This is a genomic window from Streptomyces sp. NPDC018263, from assembly GCF_055562575.1.
On record NZ_JBVHFA010000001.1, the window covers coordinates 390,820 to 409,594 of the forward strand.

Annotated in this window: 17 protein-coding genes; 7 read left to right on the top strand and 10 right to left on the bottom strand. The window is 73.6% G+C overall.

The window, feature by feature from the left end; genetic code table 11:
• Position 1 precedes the first annotated feature (1 nt).
• The 4 genes from ACZ3HQ_RS01765 to ACZ3HQ_RS01780 all read right to left on the bottom strand — a co-directional run bounded on the left by ACZ3HQ_RS01765 (position 2) and on the right by ACZ3HQ_RS01780 (position 7,661).
• A complete protein-coding gene (locus ACZ3HQ_RS01765) occupies positions 2–3,292 on the bottom strand; it encodes an SAV_2336 N-terminal domain-related protein (protein WP_467507104.1) in 3,291 nt (1,096 codons plus the stop codon).
• A 7-nt stretch (positions 3,293–3,299) separates the two neighbouring features.
• On the bottom strand, positions 3,300–4,340 hold the full coding sequence (locus ACZ3HQ_RS01770; RefSeq protein WP_467507106.1) for an AAA family ATPase: 1,041 nt from the start codon (positions 4,338–4,340) through the stop codon (positions 3,300–3,302).
• 100 nt (positions 4,341–4,440) lie between these two features.
• Positions 4,441–6,456 (bottom strand): VMAP-C domain-containing protein, encoded by a 2,016-nt coding sequence (locus tag ACZ3HQ_RS01775; protein ID WP_467507107.1) that lies wholly within the window; start codon positions 6,454–6,456, stop codon positions 4,441–4,443.
• Positions 6,457–6,536: 80 nt separating this feature from the next.
• Positions 6,537–7,661, bottom strand: a complete 1,125-nt coding sequence (locus ACZ3HQ_RS01780) for a CU044_2847 family protein (protein WP_467507109.1) — start codon at positions 7,659–7,661, stop codon at positions 6,537–6,539.
• Between the two features lie 226 nt (positions 7,662–7,887).
• Between ACZ3HQ_RS01780 and ACZ3HQ_RS01785 the strand changes: the two genes are divergently transcribed.
• The 3 genes from ACZ3HQ_RS01785 to ACZ3HQ_RS01795 all read left to right on the top strand — a co-directional run bounded on the left by ACZ3HQ_RS01785 (position 7,888) and on the right by ACZ3HQ_RS01795 (position 10,302).
• Positions 7,888–8,067 (top strand): DUF6104 family protein, encoded by a 180-nt coding sequence (locus ACZ3HQ_RS01785; RefSeq protein ID WP_003992906.1) that lies wholly within the window; start codon positions 7,888–7,890, stop codon positions 8,065–8,067.
• A 308-nt stretch (positions 8,068–8,375) separates the two neighbouring features.
• A complete protein-coding gene (locus tag ACZ3HQ_RS01790; protein WP_467507111.1) occupies positions 8,376–9,263 on the top strand; it encodes a DUF4097 family beta strand repeat-containing protein in 888 nt (295 codons plus the stop codon).
• Between the two features lies 1 nt (position 9,264).
• Entirely contained in the window at positions 9,265–10,302 is a 1,038-nt protein-coding gene (locus ACZ3HQ_RS01795; RefSeq protein ID WP_467507113.1) for a PadR family transcriptional regulator, read from the top strand.
• Between the two features lie 23 nt (positions 10,303–10,325).
• Here the strand turns inward: ACZ3HQ_RS01795 and ACZ3HQ_RS01800 are convergent, their stop codons facing one another.
• The 4 genes from ACZ3HQ_RS01800 to ACZ3HQ_RS01815 form a co-directional block, all read right to left on the bottom strand.
• A complete protein-coding gene (locus ACZ3HQ_RS01800; RefSeq protein WP_467507115.1) occupies positions 10,326–10,889 on the bottom strand; it encodes a Clp protease N-terminal domain-containing protein in 564 nt (187 codons plus the stop codon).
• Positions 10,889–11,098, bottom strand: a complete 210-nt coding sequence (locus ACZ3HQ_RS01805) for a helix-turn-helix domain-containing protein (protein WP_018544463.1) — start codon at positions 11,096–11,098, stop codon at positions 10,889–10,891. Before ACZ3HQ_RS01805 ends, ACZ3HQ_RS01800 begins: the two co-directional genes overlap by 1 nt.
• Before the next feature lie 116 nt (positions 11,099–11,214).
• A complete protein-coding gene (locus ACZ3HQ_RS01810) occupies positions 11,215–12,180 on the bottom strand; it encodes a zinc-binding dehydrogenase (protein WP_030807535.1) in 966 nt (321 codons plus the stop codon).
• Between the two features lie 151 nt (positions 12,181–12,331).
• The gene (locus ACZ3HQ_RS01815; RefSeq protein WP_467507117.1) at positions 12,332–13,555 is read right to left on the bottom strand and encodes an NAD(P)-dependent malic enzyme; all 1,224 of its coding nucleotides are present in this window, start codon (positions 13,553–13,555) and stop codon (positions 12,332–12,334) included.
• Between the two features lie 553 nt (positions 13,556–14,108).
• On the opposite strand from ACZ3HQ_RS01815, the gene ACZ3HQ_RS01820 reads away from it, so the two are divergent.
• Genes ACZ3HQ_RS01820 through ACZ3HQ_RS01830 form a run of 3 tightly spaced genes read left to right on the top strand, consistent with a single transcriptional unit; the run spans position 14,109 to position 16,817 of the window.
• Positions 14,109–15,059, top strand: a complete 951-nt coding sequence (locus tag ACZ3HQ_RS01820) for an ABC transporter substrate-binding protein (RefSeq protein WP_467507119.1) — start codon at positions 14,109–14,111, stop codon at positions 15,057–15,059.
• A gap of 31 nt (positions 15,060–15,090) precedes the next feature.
• Positions 15,091–16,020 carry an amino acid ABC transporter permease gene (locus ACZ3HQ_RS01825; protein WP_467507120.1) on the top strand — a complete coding sequence of 310 codons (930 nt, stop codon included), beginning with the start codon at positions 15,091–15,093 and terminating at the stop codon, positions 16,018–16,020.
• Positions 16,017–16,817 carry an amino acid ABC transporter ATP-binding protein gene (locus tag ACZ3HQ_RS01830; protein WP_467507122.1) on the top strand — a complete coding sequence of 267 codons (801 nt, stop codon included), beginning with the start codon at positions 16,017–16,019 and terminating at the stop codon, positions 16,815–16,817. The genes ACZ3HQ_RS01825 and ACZ3HQ_RS01830 overlap by 4 nt, the downstream gene beginning before the upstream one ends.
• Positions 16,818–16,895: 78 nt before the next feature.
• Here ACZ3HQ_RS01830 and ACZ3HQ_RS01835 read toward each other — a convergent pair whose 3' ends face one another.
• Positions 16,896–17,657 (bottom strand): class I SAM-dependent methyltransferase, encoded by a 762-nt coding sequence (locus ACZ3HQ_RS01835; protein WP_467507123.1) that lies wholly within the window; start codon positions 17,655–17,657, stop codon positions 16,896–16,898.
• A gap of 101 nt (positions 17,658–17,758) precedes the next feature.
• Between ACZ3HQ_RS01835 and ACZ3HQ_RS01840 the strand changes: the two genes are divergently transcribed.
• The gene (locus ACZ3HQ_RS01840) at positions 17,759–18,406 is read left to right on the top strand and encodes a CGNR zinc finger domain-containing protein (protein WP_467507124.1); all 648 of its coding nucleotides are present in this window, start codon (positions 17,759–17,761) and stop codon (positions 18,404–18,406) included.
• Here the strand turns inward: ACZ3HQ_RS01840 and sodX are convergent.
• The gene (sodX, locus tag ACZ3HQ_RS01845) at positions 18,292–18,723 is read right to left on the bottom strand and encodes a nickel-type superoxide dismutase maturation protease (protein WP_467507958.1); all 432 of its coding nucleotides are present in this window, start codon (positions 18,721–18,723) and stop codon (positions 18,292–18,294) included. The genes ACZ3HQ_RS01840 and sodX overlap by 115 nt on opposite strands.
• Positions 18,724–18,775: the final 52 nt, after the last annotated feature.

Consider the following 18,775-nt stretch of genomic DNA (forward strand, 5'->3'; position numbering starts at 1 on the left):
GTCAGCCGAGTCCGGCGAGCCGGTCGGCGGTGTCCTCGGCGGTCGGGGTGCCGGTGCCGAGGCTGTCCTCGGGCAGCCGCGCCCATTCGGCGCGGGCCGCGCGGTACGCGTCGCGGGCCGCGCGCGGCCGGGTGGCCGCCTCATAGGACATACCCCGCCAGTGGTGCGCCTGCGCGCCCAGTTCGACGGCGATCCGGCGGTCGCGGTCCGACTCGGCGGCCGCCTCGGCCTCCCGTGCCGACTCGGCCGCCGCCCGGAAGGCGTCCACCGCGTCGTCCAGCCGGGTCGGCCGGGCCAGGCTCCGGTACGCCTCGTACTGCGCCTGGCCCAGCTCCAGCGAGCAGCGCGCGGCCAGCAGCGGTTCGTCCGCCTCGGCCGCCGCCAGCCCGAAGAGGTGCTCCGCCTCGCGCAGGTCCACCCGGTCGCCGCGCAGCCGGTAGCGCCGGATCAGGGCGCGGCCCAGCATCAGCAGGCGGTGCGCGGTGTGCGGACTGCCGGTGTGGGTCTCGCGGCGGCAGTCCCGCAGGACGCGGATCGCCTGGGCGAGCGCCTCCCAGGCCCGCTCGCCGCTCTCGGCGTCGGCCCGGCGCAGCAGTACCTCGCCCCACTCGGCGAGGACGTCGGGGTAGTCGGCGGCCTCCCTGGAGGTGTCGGCGGCGGCGCGGGCGAACGCCTCCGACGCGTCCCGGAGTTCACGGGGATCGCCGGTCTCGGCGTACCGGGCGACCCCGATCCGGCCCGCCCGCACGTGGAGTCGGGCCCGCAGGGCGCGTCCGGTGGTCGCGGTGAGCGCGGCGTCGACGCGTTCCCGGGCCTCGGCGAGATCACCGCCGGAGCGGAGCAGGGCGTCGACCAGGTCCAGCCGGACGAGGATCAGTTCCCGCCCTCCGTCCTCCCCCGCCGCCAGCGCGTCCCGCAGCGAGCCGGCCGCCTGGGCGGCGTGCCCACGGGCCTGGACGGGGTCGTTGGTGGCGTCGGCCAGGCGCAGCAGCAGCCTGCCGTGGGCGAGGGGCAGTTCGGGCGGGCGGTGACCGCGGTCGGGCCAGATGTCGGCGAACGCCTCCAGCATGCCGACCGCGCCCTGGAGCAGCGCGCTGTCCCCGCCGAGCCGCCACTGCGCCTCCAGCGCGCCGACCCGCTCCAGCGTGAGCCGCAGCGCCTGCGCGGGCTCCAGGTCGGGGGCGGCGCAGGCGACGGCGTACTCCCGGTCGGCGCGGCGCAGCAGGTCCAGCGCGGCGGGCCGGTCGCCGCGCCGTCTGCGGTCGGTGGCGGCCGCGCGCAGCACCCGGGCCAGCGCGGCCCGCTCCCGCTGGGCGTGCGGGTGGGCCACGGCCCGCTCGGCGGCGGCCTCCGCCTCGGCCAGCAGCGCGGACCCGCCCTGCACCTCCCACAGCCGCAGCACGGCGTGCGCGTACTCGGCCCACAGTCCGGGGTCGGCCCCGGCGGCCCGCTCGTTCTCGGTGGCCCCGCGCAGCAGTTGTACGGCGTCGATCACGTCCTGCACCATGCCGTCGGCATCGAACCGGGCGAGCAGCGTACGGGCCCTGACGACGGCCGGGTGTGTGGGCCGGGGTCCGGCGGCGGTGCCGGGCCGGGTGCCGTAGAGCCGGAACTGGTCCGGCAGCGGCATGAAGCGCTCCAGCACCCGCGCGGCGACCTCGGCGAAGGGCTGCGGGACGAGGGTGGCGTCGCCGCTCTCACCGGGGTACGCGCCGAACAGGCCGGCGCCGGCGGTGTCCTCCTCCCCGCGCGCCGGGTGGCCGGTGCCGCCGAGCTGGGCGAGGGCGAGGGCCGGGAAGTTGGCGCCGCCCTTGCCGAAGCGCTGCTCGATGTACTCGGAGCAGTGCTTGAGGACGAGCAGGGCCTCGTCCCGGCCGAGCGTGGACAGCAGCGCCTCCCGTACCTCGGGCTCCATCTCGTACCACTGCCCGGCGTCCGGGCCGTGGTCCTCCGGCGCCCGCTGGACGAGGCCGCCGAGCAGCACCTCGGCGAGTTCGGCGGGGCCCGAGCCGGGCAGCATGGTGCGCTGCACCAGCCGCATCACCGGCAGGCAGAGCGGGGCGGCGGCGAGGTATACGGCGAGGCGTCCGGCGGCCGGTGAGGCGGCGGAGCGGAACCGGCTGACCCGCTCCACCGGGGACGGCCTGCGCCCGCCGCGCGTATGCGGTGCGGGCGGCTGGTCGGCGCGCACCCAGCCCACCGCGCCGGGCACCGGTCCGGCACCGGCCCCGGCGAGCAGCCGCGCCCACGCCCCGAGCGCCACGGGTTCGGGCGGCAGCACCGGCACGGGCAGTACGCCCGGCGGCGGGACGAGGGGCGCGCCGTCGGGGGTGCGCACGCGCAGCGCGGTACCGCCGGGGGTGTCGCCGCGGGTCAGTTCGCCGTACGTGACCGGCAGCCGGGTACGGCTCCACAGGCGCTGCGGGAGCGGCTGGAGCACGGCGACGGGGGCGAGCCGGGCCAGCCGGTGCAGCAGCCGGTGCGCGGCGCCGGACCGCCAGAGCGGTCCCGCGCAGTCGCTGACCAGCAGGGTGATCCGGCGCCCGGTGGGGTCGCTGAGCCGGTCGGCGGTGTGCTGCGGTGCCCCGCGCGGATCGGCGCCGGCGCTGACCGTGGCCTCGCCGTCGGGGCCGGTGTGCAGATGGGCGATCCGGATGTCCCCGAAGGCGCCCAACTGGGCGAAGACCTCTTCCAGTTCGGCGAAGAGCCGGTCCCACACCCGCATCGAGGGCGCGGCGTCCAGCACCAGTTGCAGCCGGGCGTCCCCGCGCCGCACCTCGCGGTACACGGGCAGGATCAATCCGCCTGCCTGGGCGCTGAGTTCGGCGGTCGCGGTCTCGTCCAGCTCGCGGCGGAGCGGGGGCGCCGCGCTGCGGTACGCCTGCAAGGGGCGCAGAGCGCGCTGGAGTTCGAGGGCGGAGGGCAGCGCGGGGGCGGCCGGGACGCCGACCGGGAGCGCGGTGAGCCGTGCGCCGGCTCCGATACGGGGCCGGCCGTCGCGGGGCGCCGGGTAGAGGGGGACGTGCCGGTCGGGGCCGGGGGGCAGGACCTCGGGTTCCCTCGGTGCGGGCGGGAGTTGGGGCTTGGGCGGGGAGACGGGCGGGGGCGCGGGAACCTCGCGGGCCCGTTCCACCGCGTCGGCCGGCTCGCGTTCGCCCGTCCACCGGGCCAGCCACAGGGCGTCGCTCAGCCCCTCCACGTCCGGTTCGAGTCCGGCCCCCCGCAACTGGAGCACGAGTGCGGCGAGCGGGTCGGGGGTGTCGGGGCCGTGTCGTGCCGGTGCGTCGGGCATCGGCTCCTCACCTCGGGCGGTCGAGTCGCTGGATGAGCAGGTCGGCCAGGCGCTCACGGCTCGGCGGGGCGGCCGCGTCGGTGAGGTAGAGGGCGTTCAACAACTGGTCGGTGGCGAGGAGTTCGCTGCGCGAGCGCTCCAGGAAGCGGGCGATGAGATCGTCACCGGCCCGCGCGGCCTCGTCCCCGAGGTGGGCGCGGACGAAGGTGGCGAGCCGGTTGTGGTCGGGGCGGCCCAGCTCCAGGTGGATGCAGCGGCGCATCAGCGGGGCGGGGAAGTCCCGTTCGCCGTTGCTGGTGAGCACCACGAACGGGAAGGAGGTGCAGCGCACCCGGCCGTCGCGCACCCGGACCTTGGCGCCGTCGGCGGTGAGCACCTCGGCCTCGCCGTCGGGGAGCCGGTCGGCCAGGCGGCGCAGCTCGGGTATCTCGAACTCGCCCTCCTCCAGCACGTTCAGCAGGTCGTTGGGCAGGTCGATGTCGCTCTTGTCGAGTTCGTCGATGAGCAGCACGCGCGGGGTGTCCGAGGGCAGCAGGGCGGTGCCGAGCGGGCCGAGCCGGATGTAGCCGCCGATCGCCTCGACGGAACCGGGGCTCCCGGCCGCGCTGCCGTACCCGCCCTGGGCGGCGATCTGCACGTCCTGGAGCCGGGCGATCGCGTCGTAGTGGTAGAGCCCGTCCTGGAGGGCGGAACGGCTCACGATGGACCAGCGCAGCACCTCGCCCAGCCCCAGTTCGTACGCCACCGAGTGCGCGAGCGTGCTCTTGCCCGCGCCGGGGCTGCCGGTGACCAGGAGCGGGCGGCGCAGATACAGCGCCGCGTTGATCATCTCCAGCTCCTCGGCGCCGGGCCGGTGCAGCTCGGCCAGGTGCCGGTGCGCGCCGAGCCTGCGGTCGCGGGAACCGTCGCCGTCCTCGCCCGGCTCCGGGCCGGTGTCGGCGCCGCGTGCGGAGAAGTCGCGCCAGGGCGGGGGCGGGGGCAGCCGGCTCATCCCGTCGTGGGGTTCCCCGGCGCCTCGGTAGATGAGCCACTCGCTGGATTCGGTCATGTCCGGTCCTCGTCGCTCGTCGCCGGGGGCAGCGCGCCCTTCACGGTATCGACCCGCCGGGCGCCTGGTAAGGGGATCAGGGAGGAACCGGGGCGCCGGATCACGGGGCCTCCAGCAGGTCTCCGGTGCCGGGCAGGGGGCGGTGCGGATCGTCGTACAGCAGGGTCGTGCGGTGCGCCCAGTACGACTCGGTGAGCCCGGCGTGCACCTGCTCGCGCAGGCTGTGCAGCACGCCGGGCAGGGACAGGGCGTCCTCGCCGTCGTCCACGGCCGTCTTCACGCCCCGGTGGAACTCCCCGCACACCCCGTCCGGCCGCCGCCGCCACAGCAGCACCCCGAATCCCGCCCGCAGCACCCGCCCCAGCGCGGCGGGGCCGTCCGCCGCGCCCGGATCGCCGGGGCGGCACAGCACCGGCACGGCGTGCGGGGCGAGCCCGCGCAGCGCAGCCGTGTCCGGTACGGGCCGGCGCACGCCGTCGTCGCAGTCCAGCACCTCGGCGTGCGCCGGGCGCCGGTGCAGCCGCCGCCAGCGGTCCCGGCGCTCGGCGTCGGGGTCCTCGTACGCCTCCCAGGCCGGCGCCTCGTCGGTGAGCTGGTCGCGGTCCGAGCAGCGGATCAGGACCGGGCGTTCGGCGCCGAGGGGAAGGCCGTCGGGGGTGAGGCGCCACTCGTCCACGGGCAGGCTGAGGTGCAGATGCGGCAGGGCCGCGTACAGGGTGGCGTGCCGGCCGGGCTCGTCGCAGTGCCGGAACGCCTCGGCGAGGGGCGCGGCCACGTGGCCGGCCAGGCCGTCCAGCGGGGCGCGCTCGCCCTCGTACAGCCGGGCCGGTTCCTCGTCGGGGGCGCCGCCCACGGAGACCGACCAGTCGCAGTGGTCCGGCTCCCAGCCCCGGCGCAGCACCACCAGCAGCACGGAGGGCTCGGGGTGTCCGACGCGCGGCGGCCGCACCGGCTCCAGTACCGCCGTGTCCCGGCCGCCGCCCGTGAACGCGGCCGGTGGGCGCGCCGCTTGGGCCCGGCCGAGCAGCTCGGTGCGCCGCTGGGCGAGGGTGTGCCGGTAACCGCTGTCCAGCCCGGTCGCGGTGTGCCGCACCCACTCCCACAGGGCGCGTTCGGCGGCGAGGGCGCTGGGGGCGGCCGGGCGTTCGGCGCCGAGCACACCCATGGCGTAGTCGAGCACCAGCTTCAGGGCGCCGTCCTGGCGGGCGTGTTCGTAGAGCAGCCCGACCCCGTCCCGCCAGCCGCGCGGGGCGGGCACCAGCGCCGGTACGCGGAAGCCGGGCAGCGCGCGGAGCACGTCGAGCAGGCCGCGGGTGCTGACCGGCGGGGGCAGGTCGGCGAGCAGCCCGAGCAGTTCGCTCCGCTGCTGCGGGGTGAGGGTGCGGCCGGGGCGGGCGCCGAGTTCGCCCTGGATGTCGGCCCAGGTGGGGTCGGGCGAGTCGGCGCTCTGCTGGCGGTCGCGGTGGTAGCGGTCGTGGGCGTGGAAGACGGACTGGTAGACGTCCTCGCCGTCGGCGGGCAGCCGCAGCGTGCGCAGGCGTTCCACGCCGATGGAGGTGCCGCCGCCCCCGTGGTCCGCGCGGGACTTGAGCACGCCGACGACCTCGCCGCGCACGGGGTCGACCACCGGCCCGCCGGAGACGCCGGAGGGCAGGTCGTTCCGGCCGAGCCGGACCTGCTCCTCGGGCGACCAGGCGCTGATGGTGCCCTGCACGGTGAGCATGCCGTCGAGGATCTGGAGCCTGCCCCTGGGGGCGGTCCAGCCCGCGTAGAACACCCTGGTGCCGCCGAAGTGCGGGTTGGGGCGCTCGGACACGTACACACAGGTGTGGCCGACCGGTTCGCGCAGCCGGACCAGGGCGAGGTCGGGCGCGGGCCAACTGCCCGGCACCGGGCGCCCGGTCGGCTCCGGGAGCATCGCGGCCACCCGGCCGGGCACCGGGCGCGGGTCGTCGTAGGGGCTGTTGCGGTACACCACGGTGACCTCGCCCCCCTCCTCGGCGTGAACCACGTGTGCGCAGGTCAGAACCCAGTTCGGCGCGACGAAGAAACCACTGCCGAGGAAGCTGACGGGCTCGTCGTGGGCATACCCGGCCCCCGCGCGATGAATGCGCACGGTGGCCCCCAGAACGAGGTCACGCAGCGCAAGCTCCGCAGCACCGCCCCCCTCCGGTGCGCCCCCGCCGTACCCCACGCTCATCCCGGATGCCCCCACACACCGAGCAACGCTTCGGACCGGGGGGTGAGGGAGGGTTGGGGGGCGGGGGACCGCGGCGGGGACGGGTGGGGGCGTGGCTCCGGGTGAGCACCGGCGGCCGGCCCGGGCTCCGGCACCGCTGCGGGCGCGGGCCCGGCGGTCCGTACCGCTGCCACGGGGCCACCCCGTACGGGCTCCGCATCCGGCGTACGGCCCGATCCCGCCCGCAGATCGGGTACGGGCGCCCGTAGGGCGGGGCCGGCCCCCGCTCCCGGCGCCGTGGGGGCGGAACCGGCCCCCATCACGGGGGCGCCCCGTACGGGCACCGCATCCGGCGCACAGGCAAGCTGAGGACCGGGGGCCGGCGCCCGCAGGGCCGGGCCCGACCCCGCTCCCGGCGCCGTGGGGGCGGAACCGGCCCCCATCACGGGGGCGCCCCGTAGGGGCTCCGCATCCGGCGCACAGGCAAGCTGAGGACCAGGGGCCGGCGCCCGCAGGGCCGGGCCCGACCCCGCTCCCGGCGCCGTGGGGGCGGAACCGGCCCCCGTCGCGGGGGCGCCCCGTAGGGGCTCCGCATCCGGCGCACAGCCAAGCTGAGGACCAGGGGCCGGCGCCCGTAGGGCCGGGCCGGACCCCGCTCCCGGCGCTGTGGGCGCAGGACCGGGCCCCGGTGCGGGACCGCCCGGCAGGGGCCCGGCACCGGGACCGGCACCTGTGGGGCCCGCCTCCGGCCCACCTCCACCGGCGGGCACCGGCCCACTTCCACCCGGCGCGGCCCCCGGCACGGGATTCGGCTCCGGTGGCCCCCCGTTCCACGTCAGGGTGACCGTCAGCGCCGCCTTGGCCTCGCCGTCCGCGAGGAGGCCGACGACCTTGCCGGCCTTCGCGGTCAGCTCGATGCCGAACTCCACGCTGACCTCGTCGGGCCGTACCGCGCTCAGCGGGCCGGAGAGCGAGCGCGCGACCCCGGTGATCAGCGAGTGCAGGCTCTCCACGCTGGCCTCCACCCGGTCGTGGAAGCCGGTGTCGGTGTACGACAGCTCCTCCGCGCCCGAGATCCGGGCCCACACCGGCGTACCGTCCGGCAGCTCGATCCGCGCCACCCGCGTCGAGTCCCCGTTCATCGGACCCCGTCCTCTCCCCCGCTCGTCCCCGCCACCTGCCGTGACCGGCGCCGGCGCGGCACCGGCTGCCCACCTCGCCGGGCGGCTGCCTATGCTTTTCCTGTCCTCTCCCGGCTCCCCAGCCGGAACAGGCGGCGCCCTCTCCCCTCGCGGTCACGTCCGCGAATGAGGGTTCTTCCCGCCCGGGACCGGCCCTACCCCTGCACCGACCGACGGAGCGTCATCCATGTACTTCACCGACCGAGGCATCGAAGAACTGGAGAAGCGGCGCGGCGAGGAAGAGGTCACCTTCGAGTGGCTCGCCGAGCAACTGCGCACGTTCGTCGACCTGAACCCCGACTTCGAGGTCCCGGTGGAACGCCTGGCCACGTGGCTGGCGCGGCTGGACGACGAGGACGACGAGTAGCCGCTCGGGGCAGTCCTCGGGGGCGCCGGCCGCCCCCGCCCACGTCACCTGCGGGCCCGCCGAGAGGGGCAGGGCCCGCACAGCCATGCCCGCACAGCGCCGGGCACCCCCCAGTGCCGCCCGGTGGCTGCCCGGTGGCCGCCCGGTGCTGCCCGGTTCGCGTCCCCCGAAAGGGTGTCTTGACTTCCGACAGCCACGATATATCGTGAATGACAGGAGACGCGATATGGCGTGACGGGTCGGCAGACTCGCCCACCGCGCATCGCCCCGCTCCGCCTACTTGTCCGCGTCACGCCCGAGGAGGACCCGTGTCCGAGTGGACCGTCGCCGAGCCCCAGAAGCTGAGCTTCGACGCCCCCGTGACCGAGCTGAACGTCCGCGTGGTCAACGGCACGGTGAACGTGGTGGGCACCGAGGAGAGTTCCGCCCGCCTGGAGATCTCGGACATCGAGGGCCCACCCCTGATCGTCACCCACCGGCACGGCGTCCTGACGGTGGCATACGAGGACCTGCCCTGGAAGGGCTTCCTGAAGTGGCTGGACCGCGAGGGCTGGCGCCGCAGCGCGGTGGTCACCCTGGCCGTCCCCGCGAGCACCCGCGTCGAGGTGGGGGTCGTGGGCGCCGCCGCGGTCGTCTCCGGCGTACGGGGCCCGTCCGTGGTCAAGGGCGTCACCGGCGACACCACCCTGGTCGGCGTCTCCGGCCCGGTCCGCGCGGACACCGTCTCGGGCAGCGTGGAGGCCCAGGCCGTCAGCGGCGATCTGAGGTTCAAGTCGGTCTCCGGCGACCTGACGGTGGTCGAGGGGGCGGGCCCGTCCGTGCGGGCCGACTCGGTCAGCGGCTCCATGATCATCGACCTGGACCCGGAGGGCCCCACCGACGTGCGCCTGACCAGCGTCTCCGGCGAGATCGCCATACGGCTCCCGCACCCCGGCGACACCGACGTGGAGGCGAACACCGCGAGCGGCTCGATCTCCAACGCCTTCGACGGCCTGTGCGTCCAGGGCCAGTGGGGCGCCCACAAGATCACCGGCCGCCTCGGCTCGGGCAGCGGCAAGCTCCGGGCCACCACCGTCTCCGGCTCGATCGCCCTGCTGCGCCGCCCGGCCGAGGAGGACGACACCGCCTGGGAGTCCGGCCCCGGCCCCGCCCCCGCCTCCTCCGCGGACGGCACGACCGACAAGAAGGTGCTCTGACATGCCCCCCGTCTTCGCCCACGGCCGCCTCCGCCTGTACCTCCTCAAGCTGCTCGACGAGGCCCCGCGCCACGGCTACGAGGTGATCCGGCTCCTCGAAGAGCGCTTCCAGGGCCTCTACGCCCCCTCGGCCGGCACGGTCTACCCGCGCCTGGCCAAGCTGGAGGCCGAGGGCCTGGTCACCCACACCACCGAGGGCGGCCGCAAGGTCTACTCGATCACCGACGCGGGCCGCGCCGAACTGGCCGACCGCAGCGGTGAACTGGCCGACCTGGAAATGGAGATCGGCGAGTCCGTCGCGGAACTCGCCGCCGAGATCAAGGCCGACGTCCGGGGCGCCGCGGGCGACCTCCGTCGCGAGATGCGCGCGGCCGCCTCCCGCACCCGCGCCGGCAAGGCGGGCGCCACCGGTCCGGGTCCCGGTGACGAGGCGGGCGCCCGGAGTGACGCCGAGGCGTGGCGGACCGCCAAGGAGGAGATGCGCCGCGCCAAGCAGGAGTGGAAGGAGCAGGCCCGGCGCGCCAAGGACGAGAGCCGCCGTGCCCGCGAGGAGGCGCAGCAGGCCCGGCGCCAGGCCCAGGAGGCACAATCGCGGGCCAACGCCCAGGCCCAGGAGGAGATGCGCCGCCTCGCGGGCCGGGTCCAGGAGCGGGTGCAGGACCACTTCACCCGCGGCGACTGGCCGACCGGCGTCCGCGAGGGGCTGGCCGAACTGGCGCGGGAGTTCGGCGCCTTCGGCGACTTCGGCAAGGAGCACGCCAGGCGTGGCGGCACCGGGAGCGCCAAGGCCGACCCCGGCCCGGAGTACTCCGACACCCCGGCCGGCTTCCCGATGGAGTACGAGCCGGCCTGGACCCACGAGCCCCCCACCGGCGACCCGGCGCGCGATCTCGACCGCCTGCTGGACCGCTTCCGCGACGACGTCCGGGACGCGGCCCGCGACCACGGCGTCACCGAGGTCCAGCTCCAGGACGTCCGCCGCCATCTGTCGACGGCGGCGGCCCACATCGGCGCGATACTCCACGACCCGAAGGTCTGAGCCACCCGGGAGGGGGCTCGGCGTCAGCCCGCCTGCGCCGTCCCCTCGCCGTACAGGACCCGGCGCAGCGACTCCTGGGTCACGCCATGGTCGGCGAGCACCTCGGCGGGGACTCCGGGCCGCACGGTGAGGGCGAGCAGGAGGTGCTCGTCACCGATGCGCCGGTCACGGCGGCCCACGGCGGCGCGCAGCGCTCCCTCCAATACGTCCTTGGCGTCCTGCTCGAAAGTCCGGCGGCCCGGCCGGCCGCCCGGGTCACGGCGGTCACCGGACAGGGCACCGGCGCCGTGCGCCTCCTCGACCTTCGCGACGATCTCGGTGACGTCGATCCCGAGTCCGGCGAGGGCGTCCGCGTCCGCGCGGGTCAGGCCCGCCCGGCGCCGCGCCCCGGCGAGCGCCTCGCGCAGGGAGTCCTTGCGCTCGGCGAGGCCGAGCGCGGCGAAGGCGAAGGAGGCCCGGCTGCCCTCTCGGTCGAGGAGGGCGAGCAGCAGGTGTCCGGCGCCGACGGACCGTACGCCCGCGCGTTCCGCGTGCGCGACCGCGCCCTGGACGACTTCACGGGCGTCCTTGGTGAAGCGTTCGAACATCACTGCCTCCCGTACTTCTTGTGCACGGCCTGCCTGCTGACACCCAGCTCGGCGGCGATCTCCTGCCACGACCAGCCCTGGTTGCGCGCCGCGCGCACCTGCACCGCCTCCAACTGCTCCAGCAGCCGGCGCAGCGCGGCCACGGCTCGCAGCCCGACCCGCGGATCGCGGTCACCGGCCCGCTGGGCGAGATCCGTTGCATCCGTCATGGTGTCAACTTAGGTTGACATGACATCCCTGTCAACCCAAGTTGACACGCAGGGTCGCGAAAAGGCGGGCCCGGCACCCGGACCCGCCTCCGTGGCCACCCTCTTCGGAAGGGAGTTCAGGAGTTGCTGAGCACGATCTTCCCGAAGTGCTCGCCGGACTCCAGCCGTTCGAAGCCCTCGCGGGCGCGGTCCAGCGGGAGGATCTCGTCGATGACGGGACGTACCCCCGTCGTGGCGCAGAAGGCGAGCAGGTCCTCCAGCTCGTCCTTGGTGCCCATGGTGGAGCCGACGACCTTGAGTTCGAGGAAGAAGATCCGGGTCAGCTCGGCGTGCGAGGGCCGGTCGCCGCTGGTGGCGCCGGAGATGACGACGGTGCCGCCGGGACGCAGGGACTTGATGGAGTGCGACCAGGTCGCGGCGCCCACGGTCTCGATCACGGCGTCCACCCGCTGCGGCAGCCGCGCCCCCGGCTCCACGGCCTCGACGGCACCCAGTTCCAGCGCCCGCTTCCGCTTGGCCTCGTCCCGGCTGGTCGCGAAGACCCGCAGCCCGGCCGCGCGGCCGAGCACGATCGCGGCCGTGGCGACACCCCCGCCCGCCCCCTGCACCAGCACCGAGTCACCGGGCCGCACCCCGGCGTTGGTGAACAGCATCCGGTACGCGGTCAGCCAGGCGGTGGGCAGACAGGCGGCCTCGGCGAAGGACAGCTCCTTCGGCTTGGGCAGCACGTTCCAGGTGGGCACGGCGACCTGTTCGGCGAAGGTGCCCTGATACCGCTCGGTCAGGATCGAGCGGGGTTCGCGGGGGCCGACCCCATGGCCGCTCTGGCCGATGACGGAGTGCAGGACGACCTCGTTGCCGTCCTCGTCGATCCCGGCGGCGTCACAGCCGAGGATCATCGGCAGCCGGTCCTCGGGGAGCCCGACGCCCCGCAGGGACCAGAGGTCGTGGTGGTTGAGGGAGGCGGCGCGGACGTCGACGGTACTCCAGCCCGGCCGGGCCTCGGGAGCCGGACGCTCCCCCAACTCCAGGCCGGAGAGCGGCTGATCACGGTCGATCCGGGCGGCATAGGCGGCGAACATGCCGTCGACGATAGATTCCACCCCGCCCGGACGGAACCGCCCACCGGTGTGACACACACCCTCTTGCGCACGGCCGCCACCGGGCCCCGGACACGCGAACGGCCCCGCCCCCGAGGGGCGAGGCCGTTCCCGTCGAACGCTGCGCGCAGGCTCAGCGTCGGGCGACGCCCTCCGCACGGGCCGCGGCCGCGACGGCGGCCGTGACCGCGGGGGCGACGCGCTCGTCGAACGGGGAGGGGATCACGTAGTCGGCGGAGAGGTCGTCGCCGACGACGGCGGCGAGCGCCTCGGCGGCGGCGATCTTCATGCCCTCGGTGATCCGGGAGGCCCGCACCTGGAGCGCCCCGGCGAAGATGCCGGGGAAGGCGAGCACGTTGTTGATCTGGTTCGGGAAGTCCGAGCGCCCGGTGGCGACGACGGCCGCGTACTTGTGCGCGACCTCCGGGTGCACCTCGGGGTTCGGGTTGGCCATGGCGAAGACGAAGGCGCCCTTCGCCATGGAGGCGACCGCCTCCTCGGAGACCGTGCCGCCGGAGACGCCGATGAACACATCCGCGCCGGCCAGCGCGTCCTCCAGCGTGCCGGTGAGCTTCGCCTTGTTGGTGAAGGAGGCCAACTCCCGCTTGACGTCGGTCAGATCGCTCCGGTCGGCGGAGACGACGCCCTTGCGGTCGGCGACCGCCACGTCCCCGATCCCGGCCTCGATCAGCATCCGGGCGATGGCGACCCCGGCCGCCCCGGCCCCGGAGATGACGACGCGGAGCTGACCGATCTCCCGCCCGCTGAGCCGGGCCGCGTTGCGCAGCGCCGCCAGCGTGACGACGGCGGTGCCGTGCTGGTCGTCGTGGAAGACCGGGATGTCCAGCCGCTCCTGGAGGCGCCGCTCGATCTCGAAGCAGCGCGGCGCCGAGATGTCCTCCAGGTTCACCCCGCCGAAGGAGGGGGCGAGCCGGACGACGGTCTCCACGATCTCGTCGACTCCGGTGCAGTCGAGGGCGATCGGCACCGCGTCGACCCCGCCGAACTGCTTGAACAGGATCGCCTTGCCCTCCATCACGGGGAGGGACGCCTCGGGACCGATGTCCCCGAGACCGAGCACGGCCGTGCCGTCGGTGACGACGGCGACGACCGAGGACTTCCAGGTGTAGTCGTTGACCAGCTCCGGCGTTTCCGCGATCGCGGTGCACACGCGCGCGACGCCGGGGGTGTACGCGAGGGAAAGGTCTTCCGTGTCCCGGATCGGCACGGTGGCCCGCACGGCCATCTTGCCGCCGCGGTGCAGCGCGAAAGCGGGGTCGAAGGAGTCCAGGGGCTCGGCCCCGCCCTCCGGTCCGGCACCGCTGTCGCTGCGAGGATTGACGATCTCCGCTGCCACTTTGTCTTACCCCTTAGGTATGCATGGTTGAGGGTCGACCACTCCGGGTGAGGAGTGGGCGGGCACCGCGTAGGGCTCGATTGACGGATACGTACGAGCACATACGCGACGGGCGCGCCGCACACGCGCCCTGAGCCCCGGATGAGGGGTGTAAAGAACCTTCATACCGGACGGACGGGCGGACCACGAGTCCATTAGGCGCAAGGTCACATGTCACGCGGAGGGCCGGCGGGCGTACCTCAGGGGAAGCTCAAGCGTGCCGCGAATACCCTGAATCCCCGCATACCGCCCGTCCGGATCGTGAGACCGGCTGCGGATCTTCCGGTGTGAACACCGTATTTCCGCAGATCATCCGGCGCGAATGGAGCGCGGATGTACCGACCTGATGCGGTTCTCGGTCACCCGTTATCCGATTTTGACATTGTGACGGCCCTGGATGGCGTAGTCCGAATGGCAGGATGCCGTAAACCCACGAGGTCGCGGCACCCGAAGGTGTGTGTTCTCGTCGACCCCATCGGTACGTCTTCTCTTCCCATCCGCCGGAGGAACCACGATGACCGCAAGCTCCACCCGTCGTACGACCGCACGGTCCCGGATCGCAGCGGTCGGTGCGATCGCGGTCGCGGGCACCCTGCTCCTCACCGGCTGCGGTGACCAGACGGACAAGGCCGGAGGCTCTGGCTCGTCCACCGACGCCCCGCTCGCCGACAAGCTCCCGGCCGACATCAAGAAGTCGGGCGTCATCAAGGTGGGCTCGGACATCGCCTACCCGCCGGTCGAGTACATGGAGGGCGGCAAGCCGGTCGGTATCGACCCCGACATCGCGGCCGCTCTCGGCAAGCAGCTCGGTGTCGACTTCCAGTTCCAGAACGGCAAGTTCGACCAGCTCATCGTGGGTCTCCAGAGCGGCCGCTCCCAGGCGATCATGTCCGCGATGAACGACACGAAGGACCGCCAGAACGGCATCGACTCCGACACGGGGAAGAAGGCGGGCGCCGGCGTCGACTTCGTCGACTACTTCACCGCCGGCACCTCGATCCTGGTCCAGAAGGGCAACCCGAAGGGCATCAAGACCCTGGACGACCTGTGCGGCAAGGTCGTGGCCCTGCAGCGCGGCACCACGTCCGAGGGCATCGCCAAGGCGCAGAACGCCAAGTGCAAGAAGGACGGCAAGAAGCCCTTCACCCTCCAGACCTTCGACACCGACCCGGAGGCGCTGCTCCGCCTCAAGCAGGGTGCCTCCGTCGCCGACCTGAACGACTTCCCCGTCGCGGCCTACAACGCCAAGACCTCCGGCGGCGGCAAGGACTTCGAGGTCGTCGGCGACCAGATCGAGGCCGGCCCGTACGGCATCGCGGTCAGCAAGAAGAACACCCAGCTCCGTGACGCCATCCAGGCCGCCGTGAACGCCATCATCAAGAACGGCGACTACGCGAAGATCCTCGAGAAGTGGAACGTCAAGCAGGGCGCGGTCACCGAGGCGAAGATCAACGGCGGCTCCTGAGCAACTCCGGCAAGACTGAAGGGCCGTCCCCGTGACTCCTACGCTCGACAAGACTCCGGCGCCGTCGGTACCGCCGGAGCAGATCAAGGCCGTGCCGGTGCGCCACTACGGCCGCTGGGTGGCCGGTGCGGCCGTCATCGCCGTCCTGGTGCTGATCGGCCTCGCCTTCTCCAACGCGAACATCAACTACGGCGTCATCCCTGACTACCTGACGGACGGCACCATCCTGTCCGGCGTCTGGCACACGCTGTACATCTCGGTGCTGGCGATGCTTCTGGGCCTCGTCCTCGGTGTCACCCTCGCGGTGATGCGGATGTCGTCCAACCCGGTCACCAGCACGGTCGCCTGGCTGTACATCTGGCTGTTCCGCGGCACCCCGGTGCTGGTGCAGTTGCTGATCTGGTACAACATCGCCCTCGTGTTCCCCATCCTCAACCTGGGGTTCTACAAGGACGAGATGAACCAGGTGATGACCCCGTTCCTGGCCGCCCTCCTGGGCCTCGGCCTGAACGAGGCCGCGTACATGTCGGAGATCGTCCGCGCCGGCATCCAGTCCGTGGACGAGGGCCAGACGGAGGCGTCCAACGCGCTGGGCATGACCCGTGGCCAGACCCTGCGCCGGGTGGTCCTGCCGCAGGCGATGCGGGTGATCGTCCCGCCCACCGGCAACGAGTTCATCAACATGCTCAAGACCTCGTCGCTGGCGTACGCGGTGCAGTTCAACGAACTCATCAAACGGTCCACGGACATCTCCAGCACATCGCTGGCCGTGGTGGAGATGTACTTCGTCGCGTCCATCTGGTACCTGATCCTCACCAGCGTCTTCAGCGTCGGCCAGTACTACCTGGAGCGCCGTTACGCCCGCGGCTCGACGCGCAACCTGCCGCCGACCCCGTTCCAGCGCCTGAAGAAGAACCTCCGACTGTTCGGTTCGTTCCGCCGCCCGGAGGTGGCCCGATGAGCAAGCTGTCCAAAGACATCGTGCAGCCCACCGGCGGACAGCCGATGGTCCGGGCCGAGGGCGTGCACAAGTCCTTCGGTCTCGCGCACATCCTCAAGGGCATCGACCTCGAGGTGAACCCGCGCGACGTGTTCTGCCTGATCGGCCCGTCCGGTTCCGGCAAGTCCACCTTCCTGCGGTGCATCAACCATCTGGAGAAGATCAGCGCGGGCCGGCTGTGGGTGGACGGCGAACTCGTCGGCTACCGGCAGAAGGGCGACAAGCTCCACGAGCTGCGGGAGAAGGAAGTCGCGGCCCAGCGGCGGGACATCGGCATGGTGTTCCAGCGCTTCAACCTGTTCCCGCACATGACCGCGCTGGAGAACGTGGTCGAGGCCCCCATCCGGGTCAAGGGCGAGACCAGGGCCGTGGCCCGCGAGCGTGCCCAGCGGCTGCTGGACCGGGTCGGCCTCGGCGACCGCACCGGCCACTACCCGGCCCAGCTCTCCGGCGGCCAGCAGCAGCGCGTCGCCATCGCCCGCGCACTGGCCATGCAGCCCAAGCTGATGCTCTTCGACGAGCCCACGTCGGCCCTCGACCCGGAGCTGGTCGGCGAGGTCCTGGACGTGATGCGGGACCTGGCGGAGGACGGCATGACGATGATCGTCGTCACCCACGAGATGGGCTTCGCCCGCGAGGTCGGTGACTCGCTCGTCTTCATGGACGACGGCGTCGTGGTCGAATCCGGCCACCCCCGCGACGTCCTCACCAACCCCCAGCACGAACGCACCCAGTCGTTCCTGTCGAAGGTGCTGTAGGCGTCCCTGACAAGACCGAGGGGCGGTACGGGGTCCATCCCCGTACCGCCCCTCGGTCGTGCGTCACTCAGTCGTGCGTCACTTCAGCGCCAGCAGCAGCGTGTCCGAGGGCGAGCACCACACCGGCCGCGCCTCGCTGAACCCCTTCTCGCGGAGGGCGGAGGCGTGCCAGGCGGCGGACGGGGTGTCACCGTCGGCGTGTTCGCCGTAGATCTCGTAGCGGCGGGCGGTGGGGCCGGCCAGGACCGGGTCCTGGGCGGCGAGCTGCCACCACTCGGCCCAGTCGAGCACGCCGTCCCGCTTGGCCCGGTCCATCCTGGCGTGCCGCTGGGCGCGTTCGGCGGCGTCGATCCGGGGCGTGGCCCCGTCGGTCATGTGATCGGCGTTCATGAACACCCCGCCCTCCCGCACCAGCCCCGCGAGCTGCCCGTACAGCGTGGTGAGCGGCCCGGTGTGCAGCCAGTGGAGGGCGGTGGCCGTGAGAACGGCGTCGTAGGAGTCGTACGGCAGCGCCGCCGCCCAGTCGGCGTTCTTGAGGTCGGTCTCCACGAACGTGACCCGGTCGTCCCCCGCGAAGGTGCCGCGCGCGATGGTGAGGAGGGCCGGGTCGAGGTCGACCCCGGTGCTGGTGGCCTCCGGGAACCGCGCCAGCAGCCGCGCGGTGATCGTGCCCGTGCCGCACGCGAGGTCGAGCACGCGCGGCGCGGTGCCGGCGAACGCCTCCACCATGTCGAGCATGACCCGGAACCGCTCCTCGCGGTCGGGCAAGTACCACTCCTGCTGCCGGTCCCAGCTCTGCTGCCAGGCGGCCCAGTCCGTCCCCGTACCTATGGTGGTCACGTTTCCCCATCCCCTTCCGCACATGCGTAATACCCTGGAAGTGCGCTCGGCCATTACCCGACCGCAGACACGACCATAGAGCGCCCTCGTAAGGACTACAAGTGGAACTGGCCCATTACTCGGACTACGCCGTACGCCTCGTCAACAGCGAGGAGCCGGGCCAGGGCAAGGACTCCCTGACCTCGGTGGAGGCCGTACGCGACCTCTTCGGCGTGAACGCGTCGGCGGCCCGCCGTGCCACCGACGCCGATGTCACCCGCTTCCGTTCGGTCCGCGGCAGGCTGCGCGCGGTGTTCGAGGCGGCGGACGAGGGGGACGAGACGCTGGCCGTGGACCTGCTGAACTCCCTGCTCCTGGAGTTCCCGGTCAGCCCGCAGATCTCCGGCCACGACTTCCGCGACGACAACGGCCGCCCGCTGTGGCACATGCACCTGGCCGACCACCCGTCGAACGCGACCGCGGGCTACGCGGCCATCGCCGCGATGGGGCTGGCGTTCCATCTGACCGAGTACGGCGTCGACCGGCTGGGCCTGTGCGAGGCGGCCCCCTGCCGGAACGCCTACCTGGACACCTCCACCAACCGCTCCCGCCGCTACTGCTCCGACCGCTGCGCCACCCGCGCCAACGTCGCCGCCTACCGCGCCCGGAAGCGCCTGGCCGCCGACCGGTCCGACAGCAGCGGTCTGGCCGCGGACAGCGCCCAGCGCACCACGGCCAGCGGTGAGCGCCGGCCGGCGAGCGGACGGTAGCGCAGCCAGGCCCGCCCGAGGATCAGCTCCTCGGGCACGACCCCGTAGTCGGTGCTGTCCCCGCCGGCGTACGGGTTGTCGCCGAGCACCCACCAGCCGCCCTCGCGCCGCTCCACCGCACGCTTGACGACCAGCAGATCCTGCTGGAAGGGGTGGCGCAGGACGACGATCCCGCCCGGCCGGACGGCAGCGCCGTACCGCAGCAGCAGGCGGTCCCCGTGGTGGAGCGTGGGCACCATGGAGGGGCCCGTGACCTCGGCGAGCCCGAAGGGCGGCAGCGCTCTGCCCCGCTCGCTCTCCTGCGACAGCTCCGGCATCCCCGGCACCTCCCCGGTCCGTATCCCCACAGTCCCAGTCTGACCCCGGACT